The organism is Roseateles sp. So40a, from assembly GCF_048081605.1.
Lineage (GTDB): Bacteria > Pseudomonadota > Gammaproteobacteria > Burkholderiales > Burkholderiaceae_C > Roseateles.
Window position 1 is genome coordinate 3,370,531 of the sequence record NZ_CP182288.1, and the last position, 20,979, is coordinate 3,391,509.

General features: G+C 68.5%; 18 protein-coding genes and 1 tRNA gene. 4 read left to right on the forward strand and 15 right to left on the reverse strand.

Going from position 1 to position 20,979, the window contains the following annotated elements:
• Positions 1 to 2 precede the first annotated feature (2 nt).
• The 10 genes from ACNI65_RS15320 to rpsB form a co-directional block, all read right to left on the reverse strand.
• Positions 3 to 512 (reverse strand): OmpH family outer membrane protein, encoded by a 510-nt coding sequence (locus ACNI65_RS15320; RefSeq protein ID WP_416757746.1) that lies wholly within the window; start codon positions 510 to 512, stop codon positions 3 to 5.
• The gene (gene bamA, locus ACNI65_RS15325) at positions 512 to 2,815 is read right to left on the reverse strand and encodes an outer membrane protein assembly factor BamA (protein ID WP_416757748.1); all 2,304 of its coding nucleotides are present in this window, start codon (positions 2,813 to 2,815) and stop codon (positions 512 to 514) included. The genes ACNI65_RS15320 and bamA overlap by 1 nt, the downstream gene beginning before the upstream one ends.
• A gap of 9 nt (positions 2,816 to 2,824) precedes the next feature.
• The gene (gene rseP, locus ACNI65_RS15330; RefSeq protein WP_416757750.1) at positions 2,825 to 4,195 is read right to left on the reverse strand and encodes an RIP metalloprotease RseP; all 1,371 of its coding nucleotides are present in this window, start codon (positions 4,193 to 4,195) and stop codon (positions 2,825 to 2,827) included.
• 65 nt (positions 4,196 to 4,260) lie between these two features.
• Positions 4,261 to 5,469, reverse strand: a complete 1,209-nt coding sequence (ispC, locus tag ACNI65_RS15335; RefSeq protein ID WP_416757752.1) for a 1-deoxy-D-xylulose-5-phosphate reductoisomerase — start codon at positions 5,467 to 5,469, stop codon at positions 4,261 to 4,263.
• Positions 5,470 to 5,488: 19 nt separating this feature from the next.
• A complete protein-coding gene (locus tag ACNI65_RS15340) occupies positions 5,489 to 6,322 on the reverse strand; it encodes a phosphatidate cytidylyltransferase (protein WP_416757753.1) in 834 nt (277 codons plus the stop codon).
• A 1-nt stretch (position 6,323) separates the two neighbouring features.
• Positions 6,324 to 7,055, reverse strand: coding sequence for a polyprenyl diphosphate synthase (gene uppS, locus ACNI65_RS15345; protein WP_416757754.1), 732 nt, complete (start codon positions 7,053 to 7,055; stop codon positions 6,324 to 6,326).
• A gap of 13 nt (positions 7,056 to 7,068) precedes the next feature.
• Entirely contained in the window at positions 7,069 to 7,629 is a 561-nt protein-coding gene (frr, locus tag ACNI65_RS15350; protein WP_416757755.1) for a ribosome recycling factor, read from the reverse strand.
• A 75-nt stretch (positions 7,630 to 7,704) separates the two neighbouring features.
• Entirely contained in the window at positions 7,705 to 8,415 is a 711-nt protein-coding gene (pyrH, locus tag ACNI65_RS15355) for a UMP kinase (protein ID WP_416757756.1), read from the reverse strand.
• Positions 8,416 to 8,522: 107 nt separating this feature from the next.
• A complete protein-coding gene (gene tsf, locus ACNI65_RS15360; protein ID WP_416757757.1) occupies positions 8,523 to 9,416 on the reverse strand; it encodes a translation elongation factor Ts in 894 nt (297 codons plus the stop codon).
• Between the two features lie 130 nt (positions 9,417 to 9,546).
• Positions 9,547 to 10,293 carry a 30S ribosomal protein S2 gene (gene rpsB / locus ACNI65_RS15365; RefSeq protein WP_416757758.1) on the reverse strand — a complete coding sequence of 249 codons (747 nt, stop codon included), beginning with the start codon at positions 10,291 to 10,293 and terminating at the stop codon, positions 9,547 to 9,549.
• Between the two features lie 191 nt (positions 10,294 to 10,484).
• On the opposite strand from rpsB, the gene ACNI65_RS15370 reads away from it, so the two are divergent.
• From ACNI65_RS15370 to ACNI65_RS15380, 3 genes are read left to right on the forward strand one after another with little or no spacing between them, the layout of a single operon-like run.
• Entirely contained in the window at positions 10,485 to 11,849 is a 1,365-nt protein-coding gene (locus ACNI65_RS15370) for an amidase (protein ID WP_416757760.1), read from the forward strand.
• Position 11,850: 1 nt separating this feature from the next.
• A complete protein-coding gene (locus ACNI65_RS15375) occupies positions 11,851 to 13,056 on the forward strand; it encodes an FAD-dependent oxidoreductase (protein WP_416757761.1) in 1,206 nt (401 codons plus the stop codon).
• A 28-nt stretch (positions 13,057 to 13,084) separates the two neighbouring features.
• On the forward strand, positions 13,085 to 14,617 hold the full coding sequence (locus tag ACNI65_RS15380) for an NAD(P)H-hydrate dehydratase (RefSeq protein WP_416757762.1): 1,533 nt from the start codon (positions 13,085 to 13,087) through the stop codon (positions 14,615 to 14,617).
• Between the two features lie 3 nt (positions 14,618 to 14,620).
• Here ACNI65_RS15380 and rnr read toward each other — a convergent pair whose 3' ends face one another.
• Positions 14,621 to 17,044 carry a ribonuclease R gene (gene rnr / locus ACNI65_RS15385; RefSeq protein ID WP_416757764.1) on the reverse strand — a complete coding sequence of 808 codons (2,424 nt, stop codon included), beginning with the start codon at positions 17,042 to 17,044 and terminating at the stop codon, positions 14,621 to 14,623.
• A gap of 164 nt (positions 17,045 to 17,208) precedes the next feature.
• Here rnr and ACNI65_RS15390 point away from each other — a divergent pair.
• A tRNA-Leu gene (locus tag ACNI65_RS15390) sits at positions 17,209 to 17,293 on the forward strand.
• A gap of 185 nt (positions 17,294 to 17,478) precedes the next feature.
• On the opposite strand, the gene ACNI65_RS15395 is transcribed toward ACNI65_RS15390, so the two are convergent.
• The 4 genes from ACNI65_RS15395 to ACNI65_RS15410 form a co-directional block, all read right to left on the reverse strand.
• Positions 17,479 to 18,000: a phosphoribosyltransferase gene (locus tag ACNI65_RS15395; RefSeq protein ID WP_416757765.1), complete on the reverse strand. Its 522-nt coding sequence runs from the start codon at positions 17,998 to 18,000 to the stop codon at positions 17,479 to 17,481.
• 71 nt (positions 18,001 to 18,071) lie between these two features.
• Entirely contained in the window at positions 18,072 to 19,409 is a 1,338-nt protein-coding gene (locus ACNI65_RS15400) for an adenylosuccinate synthase (RefSeq protein WP_416757767.1), read from the reverse strand.
• 52 nt (positions 19,410 to 19,461) lie between these two features.
• The gene (locus tag ACNI65_RS15405) at positions 19,462 to 20,625 is read right to left on the reverse strand and encodes an ATP phosphoribosyltransferase regulatory subunit (RefSeq protein WP_416757768.1); all 1,164 of its coding nucleotides are present in this window, start codon (positions 20,623 to 20,625) and stop codon (positions 19,462 to 19,464) included.
• A gap of 157 nt (positions 20,626 to 20,782) precedes the next feature.
• Positions 20,783 to 20,968 (reverse strand): DUF2065 domain-containing protein, encoded by a 186-nt coding sequence (locus ACNI65_RS15410; protein ID WP_416757769.1) that lies wholly within the window; start codon positions 20,966 to 20,968, stop codon positions 20,783 to 20,785.
• Positions 20,969 to 20,979: the final 11 nt, after the last annotated feature.

Genomic DNA, 20,979 nt, shown 5'->3' on the forward strand with positions numbered 1-20,979 from the left:
GGTCATTTCTGACCGTTGAGCGCGTCGATCACCTTCTTGGTGATGTCCACGCGGGGGCTGGCGTGAATCGCGTCCTGAACGATCAGATCGTACTTCTCCTGCTCGAAGATCTGCTTGATGACCTTGTTGGCCTTCTCGATCACGGCGGCGAGCTCTTCGTTCTTGCGCTGGGCGACGTCCTCGTTGAACTCGCGGCGCTTGCGCTGCAGGTCACGGTCCTGCTCGATCAGCTCGCGCTGACGGCGGCCGCGTTCGGCCTCGCTCAGCGCGGGGCTGTCCTTGTCGAGCTTCTCGGCCGCGCCGCGCAGCTTGGTCTCCTGCTCCAGCAGGGCCTTCTCGCGACGGCTGAACTCGGCCTGCAGCTTGGTCTCCGCTGCCTTGGCCAGGTTGGTCTCGCGCAGGATCCGCTCGCTGTTCACGTAGCCGATCTTCACTTCCTGGGCTTGCGCGCCCAGGGTCGCCGCGCCCGCCAGCAGGACGGTGGCGACGATCTGCGACAGCTTGCTCTTCATCAGAATGCAGTCCCGATCTGGAATTGGAATCGCTCGATTCTATCCGTGGGCTTCTTGCGGATCGGCGAGCCGAAACTCAGACGCAGCGGACCCATCGGCGACAGCCAGCTGATGCCCAGGCCCGCCGAGGCGCGCACGTCCTGGAAGTCCAGCTTCTCGTCCTGGCCCCACACGTTGCCGGCGTCGACGAAGCCGAACAGGCGGAAGCTCTTGTCGTTGCCCGATCCGGGCACCGGCACGTAGAACTCGGCGTTCAGGTTGAACTTGCGGTTGCCGCCGGTGTAGGAGCCGGTCACGTCGACCGGGCCCAGCGTGCCGGGCTCGAACACCCGCACCGAGCCCAGGCCACCGCCGTAGAAGTTCTTGAAGATCGGATACGGGCGGTCGCCCAGGCCGCGGCCGTAGGCGAATTCGCCGTTCAGCATCAGCGAGAACTTGCGGCCCAGCGGGAAGAACTCCTGGTACTGCAGGTTGGCGATCGCGTAGCGCGAGTCACCGACCGGGCTCAGTTCCAGGTTGACGCGCTTCATCGCGCCGGCGGTCGGCGTGATCACCGAATCGCGGTTGTCCTTCTTCCAGCCGATGGTCAGCGGGATCGCGAGCGCCGACGAGCCGAACTGCTCACGGAACAGCCAGTAGCTGTTGGGCAGGCCGGTGCGCGTCGTGATGCGCGTGGTTTCGTAGCCGATGCCGAAGAACACCGTGTCGTCCTCGGAGAACGGCACGCCGAATTTGACCGAGCCGCCGTAGGAGGCGAACTCGTATTCCTCGCCGAGGTTGTTGATCGGCTTGACGGTGCGGTAGAACACATCGATCGCGCGCGACACGCCGTCGACGGTGAAGTACGGGTCGACCGTGGTCACGCCCAGCGAGCGGCCCGTGCTGGCGGTATTCACTTGGATGCCGAGGTAATTGCCGGAGCCGAAGACGTTCTCCTGCGAGATCGAGCCCGACAGCGACAGCTTGCTCGCGCTCGAGTAGCCGGCGCCGATCTGGATGTTGCCGGTGGGGCGCTCGGTCACCGTCAGCGTGACGTCGACCTGGTCGGGCGAACCCGGCACCTCGGTCGTGTCGATCGTGACGTCCTTGAAGTAGCCCAGGCGCTCGACGCGATCGCGCGAGGCCTTGATGCGGCCACCGTCGTACCACGAGGATTCGAACTGGCGGAACTCGCGACGGATCACTTCGTCACGGGTGCGGGTGTTGCCGGAGATCAGCACGCGGCGCACGTAGACGCGGCGCTGCGGCTCGCCCACCAGCGTGACGGTGACCTGGCCGGTGGCGCGGTCGATCTCGGGGCGGCTCTCGACGCGCGCGAACGCGTAGCCGAAGGTGCCGTACAGGTCCTGGAAGTTGCGCGTGGATTGCGCCACCGCCTCGCCGTTGTACGGCTGACCCGGCTTGAGCGCGATCAGGCGCTTGAACTCTTCCTCACGGCCCAGGAAGTCGCCTTCCAGCTTGATGCCGTTGACGGTGTACGGCTGGCCTTCGTTGATCGTGATCGCGATGCTGATACTCTGCTTGTCCGGCGAGATCGTGACTTGCGTCGACTCGACGGCGAACTCCAGATAGCCGCGGTTCAGGTAGTACGAACGGATCGTTTCCAGGTCGGCGTTCAGCTTGGCGCGCGAGTACCGGTCGGTCTTCGTGTACCAGGTCAGCCAGCCCGAGGTCGTCTGCTCCAGCAGGCCGGTCAGCGTGCCTTCGCTGAACACCTTGTTGCCCAGGATGCGGATCTCGGCGATCTTGGCCGGCTCGCCCTCGGTCACCGAGAAGCTGACGTTGACGCGGTTGCGCTCGATCGGGGTGATCGTCGTCGTGACCTCGGCGCCATACAGCGAGCGGGTCAGGTATTGACGCTTGAGTTCCTGCTCGGCGCGATCGGCCAGCGCCTTGTCGAAGGGCTTGCCCTCGCCGATGCCGACGTCCTTCAGCGACTTGGTCAGCGCCTCGGTGTCGAATTCCTTCAGGCCGACGAAGCTGACGTTGGCGATGATCGGACGTTCCTCGATCACGACGACGACCGCATCGGTGTCGATGTTGATCTTGACGTCCTTGAACAGGCCCGTCGCGAACAGCGCGCGCAGCGCGGCGGCGCCCTTCTCGTCGTTGTAGGTGTCACCGATGCGGAACGGCAGCGCCGCGAACACCGTGCCCGGGTCGGTGCGTTGCAGCCCTTCGACGCGGATGTCCTTGAGAACGAACGGGTCGACGGCCCAGGCGGAACCGGCGTGCAGCGCGGTGGCCAGCACCGCCAGTTGGATCACATGGGGGCGCAAGGCGTCGGGCAGGAATCGGGACATGCGGAAGCTTCAGTGCAGACCCAGCGTGCGGGTCAGATCGTTGAAAAGGGCCAGGCTCATCATCAGCAGCACGACGGCGATGCCTGCGCGTTGCAGCTGCTTGTGCCACCACTCAGAGACAGGGCGGCCGCTCAAACCCTCGAAAAGATAATACATCAGGTGTCCGCCATCGAGCATCGGCAGCGGCAGCAGGTTCAGCACGCCGAGGCTCACGCTGACCGCGGCCAGGAAGCTCAGGAAGGCCGTCAATCCGAGAGACGCCGACTGATCCGCCGCCTTGGCGATGGTGATGGGTCCGCTGAGGTTCTTTACCGAGGCTTCACCGACCAACATGCGGCCCAGTGTCTTCACGGTCAGCGCGCTCAGCTCCCACGTGCGGGTCAGGCCTTGCCTCACCGAGTCGACCGGGCCGTAATGCACGGTGACCATCTGCGGCTGGCCGCCGAATCCCGCGCCGATGCGCGCGACACGTCGATCGCCGTCGTCCTGCAGCCGCGCCGTCACGAGCTTCTCCAGCACCTGACCGTCGCGACGCAGCTCGATGCGCATCGCCTGCGGCTGACCGTCCACGAGCGAGCGCTGCACGCGCTGCACGAACCAGCTCATGTCGGGCACGGTCTCGCCATCCACGCGCAACAGCCGGTCGCCGGGCAGGATGCCCGCGCTCTCGGCCGCGCTGTCGGGGGTGACGCTGCCGACGATCGGCTCATAGAACACCGTGCCCAGGCCGATGCGCTGCATCGTCTTGCTGTCGAAGTCCCGGCTCTCGAGCGTGTCGGTGTCCAGCCGGACCGTGCGCCGGCCATGGCCCGCCGCGTCCGCGACGCTCAGCAGCAGCGGCTGCTTGTCCGCGACCGCCTGCGCGATCTGCCAGCCGAGGTCGGGCATCGAGCGCACGTCCTCCCAGTCCTGCCCGTCATGCGACCAGGCCTGCACCAGGTCGCCCGCGCGCAGGCCGGCACGTTCGGCCAGACCGCCCGCGACCGGCGTGGACAGCACGGCCTTGGGTTCCTCGCGGCCGATCCAGCCGACCACGGCGAACAGCGCCACGGCCAGGATCAGGTTGGCCGCCGGACCCGCGGCGACGATCGCCGCGCGTTGCCACAAGGTCTTGCGATTGAAGGCCTGCGAGCGCTCGCCCGGAGCGACGGGACCATCGCTTTCATCGAGCATGCGGACATAGCCGCCCAGCGGGATCGCGCTCAGCGTGAACTCGGTGCTGTCAGGCGAGGCTCTGCGGCGCAGCAGCACGCGGCCGAATCCGACCGAGAAGCGCAGCACCTTGACGCCACAGGCGCGCGCCACGCGGTAGTGACCCCATTCGTGGATCACGATGAGGATGCCCAGCGTGATGAGGAAATAAAGCAGCTGGGAAAGCATCGGGGTCGTCCTGGATCAGCGGGGCATCAGCGGGGCATGGGGCCGGAATGCGGCGGGCGCAAGGCTCAGACCGCCGCGGCCAGCGCCGCGATCTGCTGTCTGGCCGCGCGCCGGGCACGGGCATCGAGCGTCAGCAGCCCGTCGATGCTGTCCACCTCGCCGGCCTCGGGCACCACGCTTTCGAGCACCTCGCGGTTGACACGGCAGATGTGATCGAAGCGCAGTTGACGATCGAGGAAGGCCGCCACTGTCTCCTCGTTGGCCGCGTTGAGCACCGCGGTGCTGCCCTCGGCGGCGCGCAGCGCCTGCCAGGACAGATGCAGTCCGGGGAAGCGGCGCTCGTCGGCCTCCTCGAACGCGAGGCTGGGCGTCTTGAGCAGGTCCAGCAGTCCGGCGCCGGATTCGACGCGCTCCGGGAAGGCGAGCGCATAGGCGATGGGCACGCGCATGTCAGGCGTGCCCAGTTGCGCGAGCACCGAATGATCGCGGCACACCACCATCGAGTGCACGATGCTCTGCGGGTGGATCAGCACCTTGATCTGCTCGGGCTGGAGGTTGAACAACCAGCGGGCCTCGATGACCTCGAGCGCCTTGTTCATCATCGTGGCCGAGTCCACCGAGATCTTGCGGCCCATCACCCAGTTCGGATGCGCGCAGGCCTGCTCGGGCGTGACATCGGCCAGCGTGGCCGGGTCGCGCTGGCGGAACGGGCCGCCCGAGGCGGTCAGCACGATGTGGTCGATGCGCGAGGCCCAGGTCGAGCGGTTCTCAGGCAGGCACTGGAAGATCGCGGAGTGCTCCGAGTCGACCGGCAGCAGCGTGGCGCCGCCCTCCTCGACCGCGCGCATGAACAGCGCGCCGCCCAGCACGATCGCTTCCTTGTTGGCCAGCAGCAGGCGCTTGCCCGCGCGCGCCGCGGCCATCGCCGGGGCCAGGCCCGCCGCGCCGACGATCGCGGCCATCACCGCATCCACGTCGGGATGCGCGGCGACCTCGCTCAGCGCGGCCAGGCCCTCGAGCACCTCGGTGCGCGAACCGGCCTCGCGCAGGCGCGTGCGCAGTTGCGCGGCCAGCGCCGCGTCGGGCAGCACGGCGAATCGCGGCTGGAACCGCACGCACTGCGCGGCGAGTTCCTCGACGCGGCTCATCGCCGACAGCGCGAAGACACGATAGCGGTCCGGATGACGCGCGATCACGTCCAGCGTGTTGGTGCCGATGGAGCCGGTGGAGCCCAGCACGCAGACCTGCTGCGGGCGGTGGAGAGGATCGGTCATCGCAGGGGGATCCGGAGGATCAGACAGAGGTCAGCGCGAGCGCCAGCGGCAGCACCGGCAACAGCGCGTCGACACGGTCGAGCACGCCGCCATGGCCGGGCAGCAGCTGACTGCTGTCCTTGGCGCCGGCGGCCCGCTTGACCAGGGATTCGAACAGATCGCCGACGACGCTCATCGCCGACAGGAAGGCCAGCGCGAGCAGCGACACCCAGCCCGTGCGGTGCACCAGCACCGAGTACATCGAGGCCGAGTCCACCGGCACGCGCACGTCGATCACGTGGACCCAGACGAAGCCCAGCACGATCACGCCGATGAGGCCGCCGATCGCGCCTTCCCAGCTCTTGCCCGGGCTGATCGCCGGCGCGAGCTTGCGTCTGCCGAAGGCCTTGCCGGAGAAGTACGCGGCGATGTCGGCCATCCAGACCAGGCACATCGCCGACAGCAGGAAGTTGATGCCGCGTTGGCGCGCGACGACCAGCGCGAGCCAGGCGGCCCACAGCAGCACCATGCCCAGCACCAGCCGCAACGCCGGCGACAGCTTCGGCCAGCCCGCGACGCCCGCGGCCAGCGCGCGCACGCCGCCGAGCACCCACAGGCCGCCCGCCAGCCACCAGCACCACGACGGCACGTTGAAGCCGACGACATGGAAGGTCCCGGCGCAGAGACCGGCCAGCGCGATGCCGACCAGCACCGCGATCGGGCCGCCCCGGCCGTTCAGGCGGGACCATTCCCAGCCGGCCGCGCCGATCATGACCAGCGTCAGCAACGCGAACCAGATCGGGTTGGACGCGAAGAGCGCCGGCAGCAGGATCGCGAGCAGCACGACCGCGGTGATCACGCGCTGAAGCAGCATGTCAGGCCTCCTGGGCGACGCCCGGAACGTTGACGCCACCGAATCGGCGGTCGCGCGCCCGGAACGCGGCAATGGCCTCGTCCAGTTGCGCCTCACCGAACTCCGGCCACAGGCAGTCGGAGAACACGAACTCGGTGTAGGCGGTCTGCCAGAGCATGAAGTTGCTGATGCGCAGCTCGCCGCCGGTGCGGATGAAGAGGTCCGGGTCAGGCGCGTAGCTCATCGCCATGAACTCGGACAACTTGGCCTCGGTCAGCTCCGCCGCGGGCACGCCGGCTTCAATCGCCTTGCGGCAGGCCTGGACGATGTCCCAGCGGCCGCCGTAGTTGAACGCGACGTTCAGCGTGAGCTTGGCGTTGTGGGCCGTGGAGCCCTCGGCCTCGGCCCAGGCGGCGCGCAGCTTGTCGGACACGGCCTCGCGGTCGCCGACGATGCGGATGCGCACGCCCATCGCGCCCATGCGCGCCAGGTAGCGCGACACGGCCGCCAGCACCAGGCCCATCAGGCCGGAGACCTCATCGCTGGGACGCTTCCAGTTCTCGCTGGAGAAGGCGAAGACGGTGAGGTATTCGATCTCGCGGTCGATGCAGGCCTGCACCACGCGCACCAGGGCGTCGACGCCCTGCTTGTGGCCGAAGAAGCGCGGAAGGAAGCGCTTCTTGGCCCATCGACCGTTGCCATCCATGACGATGGCCACATGGCGGGGCACACCCGCCTTGCTGTCGGCGCTCACAGGGACGCGACGATCAGACGGCCATGATCTCGGCTTCCTTGGCCGAGAGCAGCTTGTCGATGTCGTTGACGACGCGGTCCGTCAGCTTCTGGACCTCGTCCTGGCTGCGGCGCTCGTCGTCCTCGGTGATGACCTTGTCCTTGGCCATCTTCTTTGCCTGCTCGTTGGCGTCGCGGCGCAGGTTGCGCACGGCCACCTTGGCGTCCTCGGCCGCGCCCTTGGAGACCTTCACCAGGTCACGGCGGCGCTCTTCCGACAGCGGCGGCATCGGCACGCGGATCAGATCGCCCATCGACGACGGGTTCAGACCCAGGTCCGACTCGCGGATGGCCTTCTCGATCTTCTGGCTCATGCCCTTTTCCCAGGGCTGCACGCTGACCGTGCGAGCGTCCAGCAGGGTCACGTTGGCGACCTGCGAGATCGGCACCATCGAGCCGTAATAGTCCACGTGCACCTGGTCCAGCAGGCCCGGGTGGGCGCGACCGGTGCGGATCTTCTGGAGTTCGTTCTTGAAGGCCTCGACGGACTTGGCCATCTTGGTCTCGACGTTCTTCTTGATGTCAGCGATGCTCATGTTCAATTCCTCGATCAATGGGGCGGCGCCGCTCGTGGCGCGCCAGCCCGATCCGACGTGCGTTCAGACGTGCGATCAGACGTGGACCAGCGTGCCTTCGTCCTCGCCCAGGACCACGCGCTTGAGCGCGCCGGGCTTGAAGATCGAGAACACGCGGATGGGGAGCTTCTGGTCGCGGCACAGCGCGAACGCGGTCGCGTCCAGGACCTGCAGGTTCTTGCTGATGGCCTCGTCGAAGGTGATGCGCGCGTAACGCGTCGCGGTCGGGTCCTTCTTCGGGTCGGCCGTGTAGACGCCGTCGACCTTCGTGGCCTTGAGCATGATCTCGGCGCCCACTTCCGCGCCGCGCAGCGCGGCGGCGGTGTCGGTGGTGAAGAAGGGGTTGCCGGTGCCGGCGGCGAAGACGACGACCTTGCCTTCTTCCAGATACTGCAGCGCCTTGGGGCGCACGTAGGGCTCGACGACCTGCTCGATCGCGATGGCGGACATCACGCGGGCGGTCATGCCTTCCTGGCGCATCGTGTCGGCCAGGGCCAGCGAGTTCATCACCGTGGCCAGCATGCCCATGTAGTCGGCCGTCGCGCGGTCCATGCCCACCGAGCCGCCCGCGACGCCGCGGAAGATGTTGCCGCCGCCGATGACGACCGCGACCTCGACGCCGAGCTTCGTCACTTCCTGGATTTCCTGGACCATGCGAACGATGGTCGCGCGGTTGATCCCGTAGGAGTCCTCGCCCATCAGGGCTTCACCGGAAAGCTTGAGCAGGATGCGTTTGTGGGCGGGCATTGTTACCTCGTCAATACGGCCGATAGAGAGAGTGTCGTGCGTGCGCCTGCTTGCGCAAGCGCACAAGTGTAAAGGGCGCCAGAGGCGCCCTTTTTGAGTCGCGATGCTTACTGCTGCTTCGCGGCAGCCACCTGGGCGGCCACTTCGGCGGCGAAGTCGTCAACCTTCTTCTCGATGCCTTCGCCCACGACGTACAGGGTGAACGACTTCACCGTCGTGCCCTTGTCCTTGAGCATCTGGGCCACGGTCTGCTTGCCGTCGGCGGCCTTCACGAAGACCTGGTCCAGCAGCGAGACTTCCTTCAGGAACTTCTGCACCGAGCCTTCGACCATCTTGGCGACGATCTCGGCGGGCTTGCCGGATTCAGCCGCCTTCTCGGTGGCGATCTTGCGTTCCTTCTCGACCAGCTCGACCGGCACTTCGGCCGACGACAGCGCGGCCGGCTTCATCGCGGCGACGTGCATGGCGACGTCCTTGGCGGCGACTTCGTCACCGTCGAACTCGACGACCACGCCGATGCGGGTGCCGTGCAGGTACGTGGCCAGCTTGGCGCCTTCATAGCGCTTGAAGCGGCGGATCGTCATGTTCTCGCCGATCTTGCCGATCAGGCCGGCGCGCACGTCTTCCACGGTCGGGCCGAAACCTTCCTGCGACAGCGGCAGGGCGGACAGCGCGGCGACGTCGGCCGGGTTGTTGTCGGCGACCAGGCCGGCGACGGCGTTCACGAAGGCCAGGAAGGCGTCGTTCTTGGAGACGAAGTCGGTTTCGCAGTTGACTTCGACGATGGCGCCGGTGCTGCCCTTCACGACCGAGGCGACCACGCCTTCAGCGGTGATGCGCGAGGCGGCCTTGCCAGCCTTGTTGCCCAGCTTGACGCGCAGGATTTCCTCGGCGCGGCTCAGATCGCCCTCGGCTTCGGTCAGCGCCTTCTTGCACTCCATCATGGGAGCGTCGGTACGGGCGCGCAGCTCGGCGACCATGCTTGCGGTAATTGCTGCCATTTCAATCTCCGTGTGTCGCGACGCCGGTTGCACCCGGGCCGCGGAAAATTCTGAATCTCGTCGAAACCGGCTTGGAAAAAAGGGGCTGAATCAGCCCCTTGTCAGAACCCAGGCCGGGTCAGGGCCTGGATCAGGCGCCTTCGTTGACTTCCACGAACTCGTCGCCTTCAGCGGCGACAGCCGTCACGACTTCGTTCGTCGAGTTGGCGCGGCCTTCCAGGACGGCGTCGGCGACAGCCTTGGCGTACAGGGCGACAGCCTTGGCCGAGTCGTCGTTGCCGGGGATGACGTAATCGATGCCTTCAGGCGAGTGGTTCGTGTCGACCACGCCGATGACCGGAATGCCCAGCTTCTTGGCTTCGGCGACGGCGATCTTGTGGTAGCCGACGTCGATGACGAACAGCGCGTCCGGCAGGGCAGCCATGTCCTGGATGCCGCCGATGTTCTTTTCCAGCTTGGTGATGTCGCGCTGGAACATCAGGGCTTCCTTCTTGATCGCCGGCTGCGTGCCAGCGTCAACTTGAGCCTGCATGTCCTTGAGCTTCTTCAGCGAGGTCTTGACCGTCTTGAAGTTGGTCAGCGTGCCGCCCAGCCAACGCTGGTTGACGCTCGGGACGCCGGCGCGATCGGCCTCGGCGGCGACGATGTCACGGGCCTGGCGCTTGGTGCCGACCATCAGGATCGTGCCGCGCTTGGACGACAGCTGGCGCACGAACTTCAGGGCTTCCTCGAACGCGGGCAGCGTCTTCTCGAGGTTGATGATGTGGATCTTGTTGCGATGGCCGTAGATATACGGGGCCATCTTGGGGTTCCAGAAGCGGGTTTGGTGACCGAAATGGACGCCGGCTTCCAGCATCTCACGCATCGTGACGGACATAAGTACTCCGAAGGTTGGTTCTAGAATCCGGCACGAATTGCGACATTCTCTTGAACGTTGCAACACCTTGATTCGCCGGATCCGCGAATTTGCGATGTGTGGCTGCGCCACAGACCGCGTTTCCCCACCGGACTCCAGCCCCAACGGCTGGCGTATCCGGGAAAAACCCGACGAGTATAACGCGTTTTTGCATGCCGATCGACCTGACCGAGGCGCTGGCCTCTTCGCGCCCCGACCGCCCGTCGGCCTCCGAGCGGCTCGCCGAGAGCCTGGCGGCCGCAGACTCCCCTGCCGCCGCGCATGTCTTCCTGCGTCGCCTTGACGACGAGGCCCTTGCCACCGCGGCCGCCGTCGATGCCCGGCGGGCACGCGGCGAACCCGTTCCGCCGCTGGGCGGGCTGGCGGTGTCGGTGAAGGACCTGTTCGACATCGCCGGCCAGCCGACCACCGCTGCCTCGGCCGCGATGGCCGACGCCCCGCCCGCCGCTCACGACGCGCCCGCCGTCGCCCGGCTGCGCGCCGCGGGCGCCGCGCTGGTCGGCCGCACCAACCTGAGCGAGTTCGCCTTCTCCGGCGTCGGCCTCAATCCGCATCACGGCACGCCCCGCAATCCGGTGACACACGCGATCGACGGCCTGGACCGCATTCCCGGCGGCTCGACGTCCGGCGGCGCGGTCAGCGTGGCCCTCGGCGCGGCCTGGGCCGCGCTGGGCACCGATACCGGCGGCTCGCTGCGCATCCCCGCGGCGCTGCAGGGGCTGGTCGGTTTCAAGGGCACGGCGCGGCGGGTGTCGCGCGACGGCTGCGTGCCGCTGGCGCCGTCGCTGGACACGGCCGGCGCGGTCACCCGCTCGGTGCGAGACGCCGCGTTGCTGCACGACCTCCTCACCGGCGAGCCCGTGACGCTCGACCCGCGCCCGCTCGCCGCGTGGCGGATGGCAGTCACGCCGGACTTCATGCAGGACGAGCTTGAACCCGAGGTCGCCGCCGCGTTCGAGCGCGCCTTGGCGAGCTTGCGCGCCGCCGGCGCCTCGATCGAGGAACGCGCGCTGCCCGCCCTGCCCCGTGTGGCGGAACTGCAAACGCAGGGCGGGCTCACCGCCGCGGAGGCCTGGGCGTGGCACCATGCGCGGCTCGCCGAACGCGGCGACCGCTACGACCCCCGCGTCGCGCTGCGCATCCGCCGCGGCGAGGCGATCACCCCAGCCGCCTATCAGGCCCTGCTCGACGCGCGCCAGCGCTGGATCCACGACATGACGGACGCGATGCGCGGCATCGACGTCTTCCTCAGCCCCACCGTTCCCCTGCGAGCCCCGGAGATCGCCCCCTTGCTGCACAGCGACGACCTGTTTTTCGCCACCAACGCGCGCCTGCTGCGCAACACCGCCGTCGTCAACCTGCTCGACGGCTGTGCGATCTCGATCCCCTGCGAGCAGCCCGGCGAGCTGCCGGTGGGCCTGATGCTGTGGGCGCCGGCGCTGGCCGACACCACCGTGCTGAGCGCCGCCGCGCGCGTCGAGGCCGCCTTGGCGGCACGCACCGCGGGAGCGCGCTGAGATGCGGATCGCGATCATCGGCGCCGGCCTGGCCGGCGTGACCAGCGCCTACGAACTGGCGCTGCAGGGCCACGAGGTGCATGTCTTCGAACGCGACACCAGCGTGGCCACCGGCGCGAGCTTCGCGCCGCCCGGACTCATCGCGCCCGGCCTGATGGCGGCGCGGCCGAAGCTGCCGCTGCGCTGGCGCGGCAAGCCCGGCCAGCTCGGCTGGAAGCTCGCGCACTGGCGCGCTGGCCGCGCGCGCGGTCCGGAGCCCATGCCCGAGTCGCTGCACGCGCTGGCCCAGCGCGGTCAGGCGGTGATGGCCGTCTGGCGGCGCGAGCTCAAGATGGACGTCGAGCGCGAGGCCGGCGTGCTGCTGCTGTGGCGCCACGCCAAGGACCACAAGGCCGCCGCGCCGCTGCTGGCCCGGCTGCAGGCGCGCCAGGTGCCGCATCGCGAGCTGGACGCCGAAGGCTGCCGCGCGCATGAGCCGGGCCTCAACGCCGAGACCCCGCTGCACGGCGGCCTGCTGCTGACGCAGGACGAGGCCGCCAACGCGCGCCAGTTCAGCCAGGCGCTCAAGACCGAGGCGCAGCGGCTGGGCGTGACGTGGAACTTCAACACCGATGTGCTGCGCATCGAGCCGGGCAGCCAGCCCGCCGTGCACGTCGCGGCGCGCGAGCCGCTGCGCGTGGACGCGATCCTCGTGTGCGCCGGCAAGGGCGCCGCGCCGCTGCTCGCCGCGCAGGGATTGAAGCTGCCCTGGGGCACCGTGCACACGCACACGCTGACCGCGCCGCTGCGCCAGCTCGAGGCGCATCCGGACCTCGGTCCGCGCGCCACCGTCATCGACATGAGCCTCGGCGTCAGCCTCACGCGGCTGGGGCAGCGGGTGCGCGTCGGCGGCGCGCAGGAACTGGGCGGCTCATCGGCGCAGCCCGACGGCCAGTCGATGGGCGCGCTGCACCAGGCCGCGCACGACTGGTTCCCCGGCGCGCTGCTCGCCGGCGGCCAGCAGCGCTGGAAGACCGCGCGGCTGCTGCTGCCCGACGAGCTGCCGCTGATCGGCGAATCCGGACTGCCCGGCGTGTGGCTCAACATCGGCCACGGCGAGCACGGCTGGACGATGGCGGGCGCCGCGGCGCAACTGCTCGCCGCCCGGCTGGTCAAGAAGGATCCCGGCATCGACGCCGCGCTGCTCGAGCCCTCGCGGCTGCGTTGAGCACCCTTGACGGGATAGAGTCGGCGGCATGCTGCCCGTGCTGCCGCTCTCTCATGACCGACCCCTCCATGACGCGCCGTCCAGCCGACTCGTCGAGACCAGCGCCCTCGCCCGACATCCGCCGCACACGCTGATCGAGCGCGCCGGCCTGGCGGTCGCGCGACTCGCCTGCGCGGTGCAACCGCTGGGTCGATGCGCCGCCGTCTTCTGCGGCCCCGGCAACAACGGCGGCGACGGCCTCATCGCAGCGCGCCACCTCGCCGCGCGGGGATGGACGGTGGATGTCCTGCGGCTGGGCCCCGCGCCCAATCCCGGCAGCGATGCGGCCCACGCGCTGAATGCGCTGCAGTCCTTTGCAGACACCCGCAGCGCCGACTTGCGCTGGCACACGCAATCCGCAACCCTGCCCCGCCACGCGGACATCGTCATCGACGCCCTCCTCGGCCTGGGCACCTCACGGCCGCCGGAAGGCCCGATGGCGACGGCGATCCAGACGATCGACGCGCTGCGCGACAAGGGCGCCACGGTGCTGGCCGTGGACCTGCCCAGCGGGATGGACGCGCGCACCGGGCAGGCACTGGGCGACGACGTCGTGCGCGCTGATCACACGCTCACCTTCCTCACGCTGAAGACCGGCCTGTTCACCGGCGAGGGCCGCGAGCTCGCGGGCCGGATCTGGTTCGACGATCTCGGGGTGCCCGTCGACGACCAAGGCGTCGGCGTCCTGTTCGGCGCCAAACGCGTCACCCGATGGCAAAGCGAGTTCGCGCGATCGGCGACAAGCCACAAGGGCCGTCACGGCGACCTCGTCGTGCTCGGTGGCGCGCCGACGATGCGCGGCGCGGCCTGGCTGGCCGCGAGCGCCGCCCTGTCGGCAGGCGCGGGGCGCGTGTACGCCGCGCTCCCCGAGGACGATGGCCAGCCCTGGCCCGCGCGCCCGGAGCTGATGCATTGGGACCACGCGCGCTGGTCCGCGCCGGCGGACGCCTGGCGCGATGTCGTCGCGGTCTGCGGCTGTGGCGGCGGGACCGCGATCGCACCGGCCTTGTCGACGGTGCTGCACGGCGCCACGCGTGTGGTGCTCGATGCCGACGCGCTCAACCTCGTGGCCGCCGACGAGTCGCTGCAAGCCGCGCTGCGGCGACGCGTCACCCACGGCTGGCCGACGATCCTCACGCCGCATCCGCTGGAGGCCGCCCGGCTGCTCGGACTGGCGTCGGCCGCCGAGGTGCAGGCAGATCGCCTGGAGGCCGCGAGCACGCTCGCCAAGCGCTTCGGCGCGACGGTCGTGCTCAAGGGCTCGGGCAGCGTCGTGGCGACGACGGGGCGCCGCGTGTCGATCAACGCGACAGGCTCTTCAGCCCTGGCCACGGCCGGCAGCGGAGACGTGCTGGCCGGCTGGATCGCCGGGCTGTGGGCGCAATCGCCCGGCATCGCGCCGCACGACCTCGCCTGCACCGCAGTGGCCTGGCATGGCGCGGCCGCCGAGGGCCACGCCGGGCCGCTGCTGGCGGCCGACCTGATCGGCGCGATGGCGGCTCGCCACGCGCCGTCTCGCTGAGGATCAGGCGGCGGGTCCGCGCTTGCGCCGCGTCGTCTTCGCGGCCGGCGCGCCGCTGCCCTTGGCGGCGACGGACTTGGCCGCGCTGCGGGCGCTGCGCTTGGCCGCCTTCACCGGGTGCGTGGCCGCGCCCTTGGAGGCGCGCTCCGACTTGCGGCGCTCAGCCTTGAGCACGCGATCCGCGTGCTCGATGCGCTCCAGCGCGTCCACCGCGGTGGGCGGATCGGGCGGCGGCATCGGCATCGGCTCCACCGTCGCGGCTGGGGCCGCGGCGGCTTCGCGACGCGCGCGCTGATCGGCGCGTTTGTCCTGCTTGCGCGCCGGGCCCTTGCCGCCGCCGCGCTTGTCACCGAACTTGTCGCCGAACTTGTCCCGGCTCGCGCCGCGCAGCAGGCGATGCTCGTCCTGATCACGCACCAGGCGGAAGTCGATCTTGCGGCCATCGAGGTCGACGCGGCTGACCTGCACCTGCACGCGCGCGCCGGTGCCGTAGCGGATGCCGGTGCGCTCGCCGCGCAGCTCCTGGCGGACGTCGTCGAAGCGGAAGTACTCGCCACCCAGCTCGGTGATGTGCACCAGGCCCTCGACATACATCGCATCGAGCTGCACGAACAGGCCGAAGGTCGTCACCGCGCTGACGGTGCCGGCGAACTCCTCGCCAAGGTGGTCGCGCATGTAGCGGCACTTCAGCCAGGCCTCGACGTCGCGCGAGGCCTCGTCGGCGCGGCGCTCGTTGGCGCTGCAATGCGCGCCGACGACTTCCCAGCGCTCGATCTCGGTCGACACCAGACCCGGGTTCGGGATCTTCGGCGCGGCCTTGCCCGGGCGCTTGGGCAGCGGGTTGGCCGCTTCCATCTTGTGCGCGTCGAGCGCGTACTTCTTCGAGCCCAGCAAGGCCTTGATCACGCGGTGCACCAGCAGGTCCGGATAACGCCGGATCGGGCTGGTGAAGTGCGTGTAGGCCTGGTACGCCAGGCCGAAGTGGCCCGAGTTGAACGGCGTGTAGATCGCCTGCTGCATCGAGCGCAGCAGCATCGTGTGGATCTGCTGCGCGTCGGGTCTGTCCTTGGTCGCCTGAGCGATCGCCTGGTACTCGCCCGGCGTGGGATCGTCGCTGATGCCCATGCCGATGCCCAGCGCGCGCAGGTAGGCCTGCAGCGTGGTGCGCTTCTCCGTCGTCGGGCCCTCGTGCACGCGGTACAGCGACGCGTGCTTGCCCCCGGCGATGAAGTCCGCCGCGCAGACGTTGGCGGCGAGCATCGCCTCCTCGATCAGGCGGTGCGCCTCGTTGCGGGTGCGGGGCACGATCTTCTCGATGCGGCCGTTGTCGTCGCAGACGATCTGCGTCTCGGTGGTCTCGAAGTCGACCGCGCCGCGCTTGGCGCGCTGCGACAGCAGCGCGCGGTAGACCTCGTGCAGATGCAGCAGGTGCGGCACCAGCGTCTTGCGCTTGTGCGCCTCGGGCCCGTGCGTGTTGCCCAGGATCGCCGCCACCTCGGTGTAGGTGAAACGCGCGTGGGAGTTGATCACCGCCGGATAGAACTGGTACGCGTGCAGCTCGCCGGCCTCGGTGACCAGCATGTCGCAGACCATCGACAGGCGGTCCTGCTCCGGATTCAGCGAGCACAGCCCGTTGGAGAGCTTCTCCGGCAGCATCGGGATCACGCGGCGCGGGAAGTACACCGAGGTCGCGCGCTCATAGGCGTCACGGTCCAGCGACTCGCCGGGCTTCACGTAATGGCTGACGTCCGCGATCGCGACCAGCAGGCGCCAGCCCTTGAAGGCGGTCTTGCCTCTGCCCTGCTTGTGGGGCTCGCAGTAGACGGCGTCGTCGAAGTCGCGCGCGTCCTCGCCGTCGATCGTCACCAGCGCCACGTCGCGCAGGTCGATGCGATGCTTCATGTCGGTCGCGCGCACCCGGTCGGGCAGCTTCGCGGCCTGCGCCAACGTGTCGGCGCTGAAGGCATGCGGGACCTCGTACTTGCGCACGGCGATCTCGATCTCCATGCCCGGATCGTCGATCTCGCCGAGCACCTCGGTCACGCGGCCCACGGGCTGCGAGTACAGCGACGGCGGCTCGGTGAGTTCCACGGCGACGATCTGCCCGGCGGTCGCGTTGGCGATCGCGTTCTTCGGGATCAGGATGTCCTGGCCGTAGCGCTTGTCCTCGGGGGCGACGAGCCAGATGCCAGACTCGAGCAGCAGTCGACCGATGATCGGCTTCTTGCGGCGGTCGAGGATCTCCAGCACGCGGCCTTCGGGACGATTGCGCTTGTCCATGCGCACGACGCGCACGCGCAGGCGGTCGCCGTGCATGACGGCGTGCATCTCCTGCGAGGACAGATAAACGTCCGGTTGGCCGTCGTCGGGCATCAGGAACCCGTGCCCGTCGCGGTGACCCTGCACCGTGCCTTCAATCTCCCCCATCAGCGGAGCGCCGTTCTGGGGGCTTGCATTCTTAAAGTTTTTGATAGTAGAATCCTTGTCTTTCCTGAAACGCAGAAGCAATTGGCGTTTCGAAGAAACTGAAGGCTCAAGAATACTGCAAAGTGGCTTGAGCGAGTTTCTTCGGGGAGCTGGCTTCTGACCTTGCCCAGGTGGCGGAATTGGTAGACGCACTAGTTTCAGGTACTAGCGGGTAACTCCGTGGAGGTTCGAGTCCTCTCCTGGGCACCAAATCTGAAAAGCCGGCCGCGAGCCGGCTTTTCCCATTCTGGGCCCAGGAAGCAAAGCCCAGTGGGCTTTGCGGGAGGACTCGAATGGTTTGGACCGGGAGGTCCAAACCGGGGCCGCGCTTGCGTGGCCGAGTCCTCTCCTGCGAGGGCAGAAAAAAAGGGCTGACATCGTCAGCCCTTCGTTCATCAGATCGCGAATTTCTTCGCCAGGTCATCGGGACGCAGCGAGTCGTAGTCCTCGAACGGCTGATGGATCCAGGGGCTGGTCTTGAGCAGCTCGACGTAATAGTCGGGCGTGTACTCGGAGACGCTCTTGGTCCAGATCACGGCCGAGCGCAGCTCGCTGATCGAGGGCATGCCGCGCAGGCGCTCGACCACCGCCTTCAGCGTGACGCCGGAGTCCGCCAGGTCATCGACCAGCAGCACGCGGCCAGCCAGCTCGCCCTTGGGCATGGTGATGTACTTGGCGATGTCCAGACGGCCCTGGATCGTGCCGGCCTCGGCGCGATAGGAGCTCGTGGACATGATGCCCAGCGGCTTGTCGAACACGCGCGACAACACATCGCCGGGGCGCATCCCGCCACGCGCCAGGCACAGGATCTGGTCGAACTCCCAGCCGGAGGCATGCACCTTCAGCGCCAGGCGTTCGATCAACAGATGGTATTCATCCCAGGACACGTACAGATGTTTGCCGTCGTCGGTCAGCATGGGGGAGGCTCCTCAGCGAAGAATGGATCAGGTCTGGATAAGACGAAAGGGAACAGGATCCGAGCGATTGCTCAGGCCTGGAACGGGTGCTGCAGCAGGATGGTGTGATCGCGGTCGGGACCGGTCGACACCATGGCGATCGGCGCGCCGATCACCTCTTCCACGCGCTTGAGGTACTTGCGCGCGTTCTCCGGCAGCTGCTCCCAGCGGGTGATGCCGAAGGTCGATTCGGTCCAGCCGGGGAACACTTCATAGACGGGCTTGCACGCGACGATCTCGTCGGCGTCCAGCGGCAGGATGTCGATCTGCCGGCCGTCGAGCTCGTAGCCCACGCACATGTTGATCTCGGGCAGACCGTCCAGCACGTCCAGCTTGGTCAGGCACAGGCCGGTGATGCCGTTGATGATGATCGAGCGCTTGAGCGCGGCGGCATCGATCCAGCCGCAGCGGCGCGCGCGGCCGGTCACCGTGCCACGCTCCTGGCCCACCGTCGAGAGATGGTGACCCACGGTGCCCGGGGTCTCCCAGTCCAGCTCGGTCGGGAACGGGCCCGAGCCCACGCGCGTCGCGTAGGCCTTCGTGATGCCCAGCATGTAATGCAGCATCTGCGGACCGACACCCGCACCCGCGGCGGCATTGCCCGCCACGCAGTTGCTCGAGGTCACGTACGGGTAGGTGCCGTGGTCGATGTCCAGCAGCGTGCCCTGCGCGCCTTCGAACAGGATGTTGTCGCCGCGCAGATGCGCCTTGTGCAGCATGTAGCCGACGTCGGCCATCATCGGCTTGATCTGATCGGCCAGCGACATCGCGTGGTCGAACACCGGCTGGAACTCCAGCGGCTTCGAGTTCAGGTAACCCGACAGCGCCACGTTGTGCAGGTCGATCAGCTCCTTGAGCTTCTTGGCGAAGCGGTCCGGATGCTTCAGGTCCTGCACGCGCAGCGCGCGGCGGGCGACCTTGTCCTCATAGGCCGGGCCGATGCCCTTGCCCGTCGTGCCGATCTTGCCCGAGCCGCTGCTCTCGCGCAGCGCCTCGCGCGCGCGGTCCACCTCGACGTGGAAGGGCAGGATCAGCGGGCAGGACTCGCTGATGTACAGACGCGAACGCACCTCGACACCGGCCTTCTCCAGGCGCTCGATCTCCGACAGCAGATGGGTCGGGTCCAGCACGACGCCGTTGCCGATGTAGCAGGCCACGCCGTCGCGCATGATGCCCGAGGGGATCAGCTGCAGCGCCGTCTTCACGCCCTTGATGACCAGCGTGTGGCCGGCGTTGTGACCGCCCTGGAAGCGCACCACGCCTTGCGCGTGGTCCGTCAGCCAGTCGACGACCTTGCCCTTGCCTTCGTCACCCCACTGGGTGCCGACGACGACCACATTGCGGCCGCGCGCGATCTCACTGCTTTGCATGACGTTCATCCGATGATTTGAGGTTGAAGGGTGGAGGGGCGGATCGCGTCGCTCAGAGCGATCGCAGCACCCATTGACCGCCGGACTGAACCAGCTCGCGGTCGCATTCGAACTCGTCGTTCTCTTGTTCGTGGCCTGGCAGCACGCAGACCACGGTTTCGCCCTGCTCACGCAGGCGGCGGACCGCCGCGCGCAGGTCGGGGGCTTCGCCCCACGGGGCACGCACCGCGGCCCGGAGCGACGTGGCGGGGATCAGCCCCACCAGTGATTTCAGGTCCAGGCTGAAGCCGACCGCCGGACGGCGCCGGCCGAAGACCGCACCGACCTCGTCGTAACGCCCGCCGCGCAGCACGGCGTCGGTGCCGCCCTCCGCGTACAGCGCGAAACGCACGCCGCTGTAATAGCCGAAGCCCGGCAGGTCGGCCAGGTCCACACCGATGCGCACGTCGGGATACGCCGCGCGCAGGTGATGGATGAGCCAGTCCAGGTCGTCCAGCGCGGCCGTGACCAGCGCGTTGGCCGGCAGTGCGCGACGCGCGTCAGCCAGCACCTCGACGCCGCCATACAGGCGCAGCAGCGTCTGCAGCGCGGCGATGACGTCGTTCGGAAGTTCCTGCGAGAACTCGGCGACACCGGCCGCGTCCTTGGCCGCCATCGCGGCGACGAGCGCGTTCAGGCGGTCCTCGCTCAGCGCGTGATCGCCCAGCACGCCGCGCACCAGGCGCGCGTCGCCCAGGTCCAGCACCAGGCGCGTCAGGCCGGCGCGCTGCATCGCGTCGATGGCCAGCTCCTGCGCCTCCAGGTCCGCTTCCAGACCCGCGTGGCCGTAGATCTCGACCCCGAACTGCAGCGGTTCGCGCGTCGCGGTCAGACCTTCGGCGCGCGTGTGCAGCACCGGGCCGCAGTAGCACAGGCGGGTCACGCCGGCGCGATTGAGCAGATGAGCGTCGATGCGGGCCACTTGCGGCGTGGTGTCCGCGCGCAGGCCCAGGCTGCGACCGGAGAGTTGGTCGACAAGCTTGAAGGTCTTGAGGTCGAGCGCCTGACCGGTGCCCGACAGCAGCGAGTCGAGATGCTCCAGCATCGGAGGCATCACCAGCTCGCAACCGTAGGTCCGGGCCATGTCCAGCAACTCGCGGCGCAGTTCTTCGATGCGGCGGGCCTGGGATGGCAGGACGTCAGCAATGTGCTCGGGCAGCAGCCAAGCAGAGGCCATGGACGTTCAGGGAGGGGGTTAAAAACGGCATTGTACCGGGGTCGCGGCGAACCTCGGCGCCCAAGCCCCTCACGCGTGGGTTCCGCGCGGGTTCGTCAACGATTCAGCGAGGCTTCGTGACAGGCTGCTCGCCCGGTGGCCCACCTCGGTCCGCCCCTCACAACAGCATCCACAACAGGACGCCGCCGGCAAGGCTGGCCAGCCCGATGAAACGCAGCTGACCGTCGCTCAGCGCCAACAGCTTGCTGAAGAGCTCGCGCCAGGCACGCGGATTCAGGAAGGGCAGCAGCCCTTCCATGATCAGCAGCAGCGCCAGCGCCGCCAGCCACTTGTCGCCGCCCATGCGGGATCGCC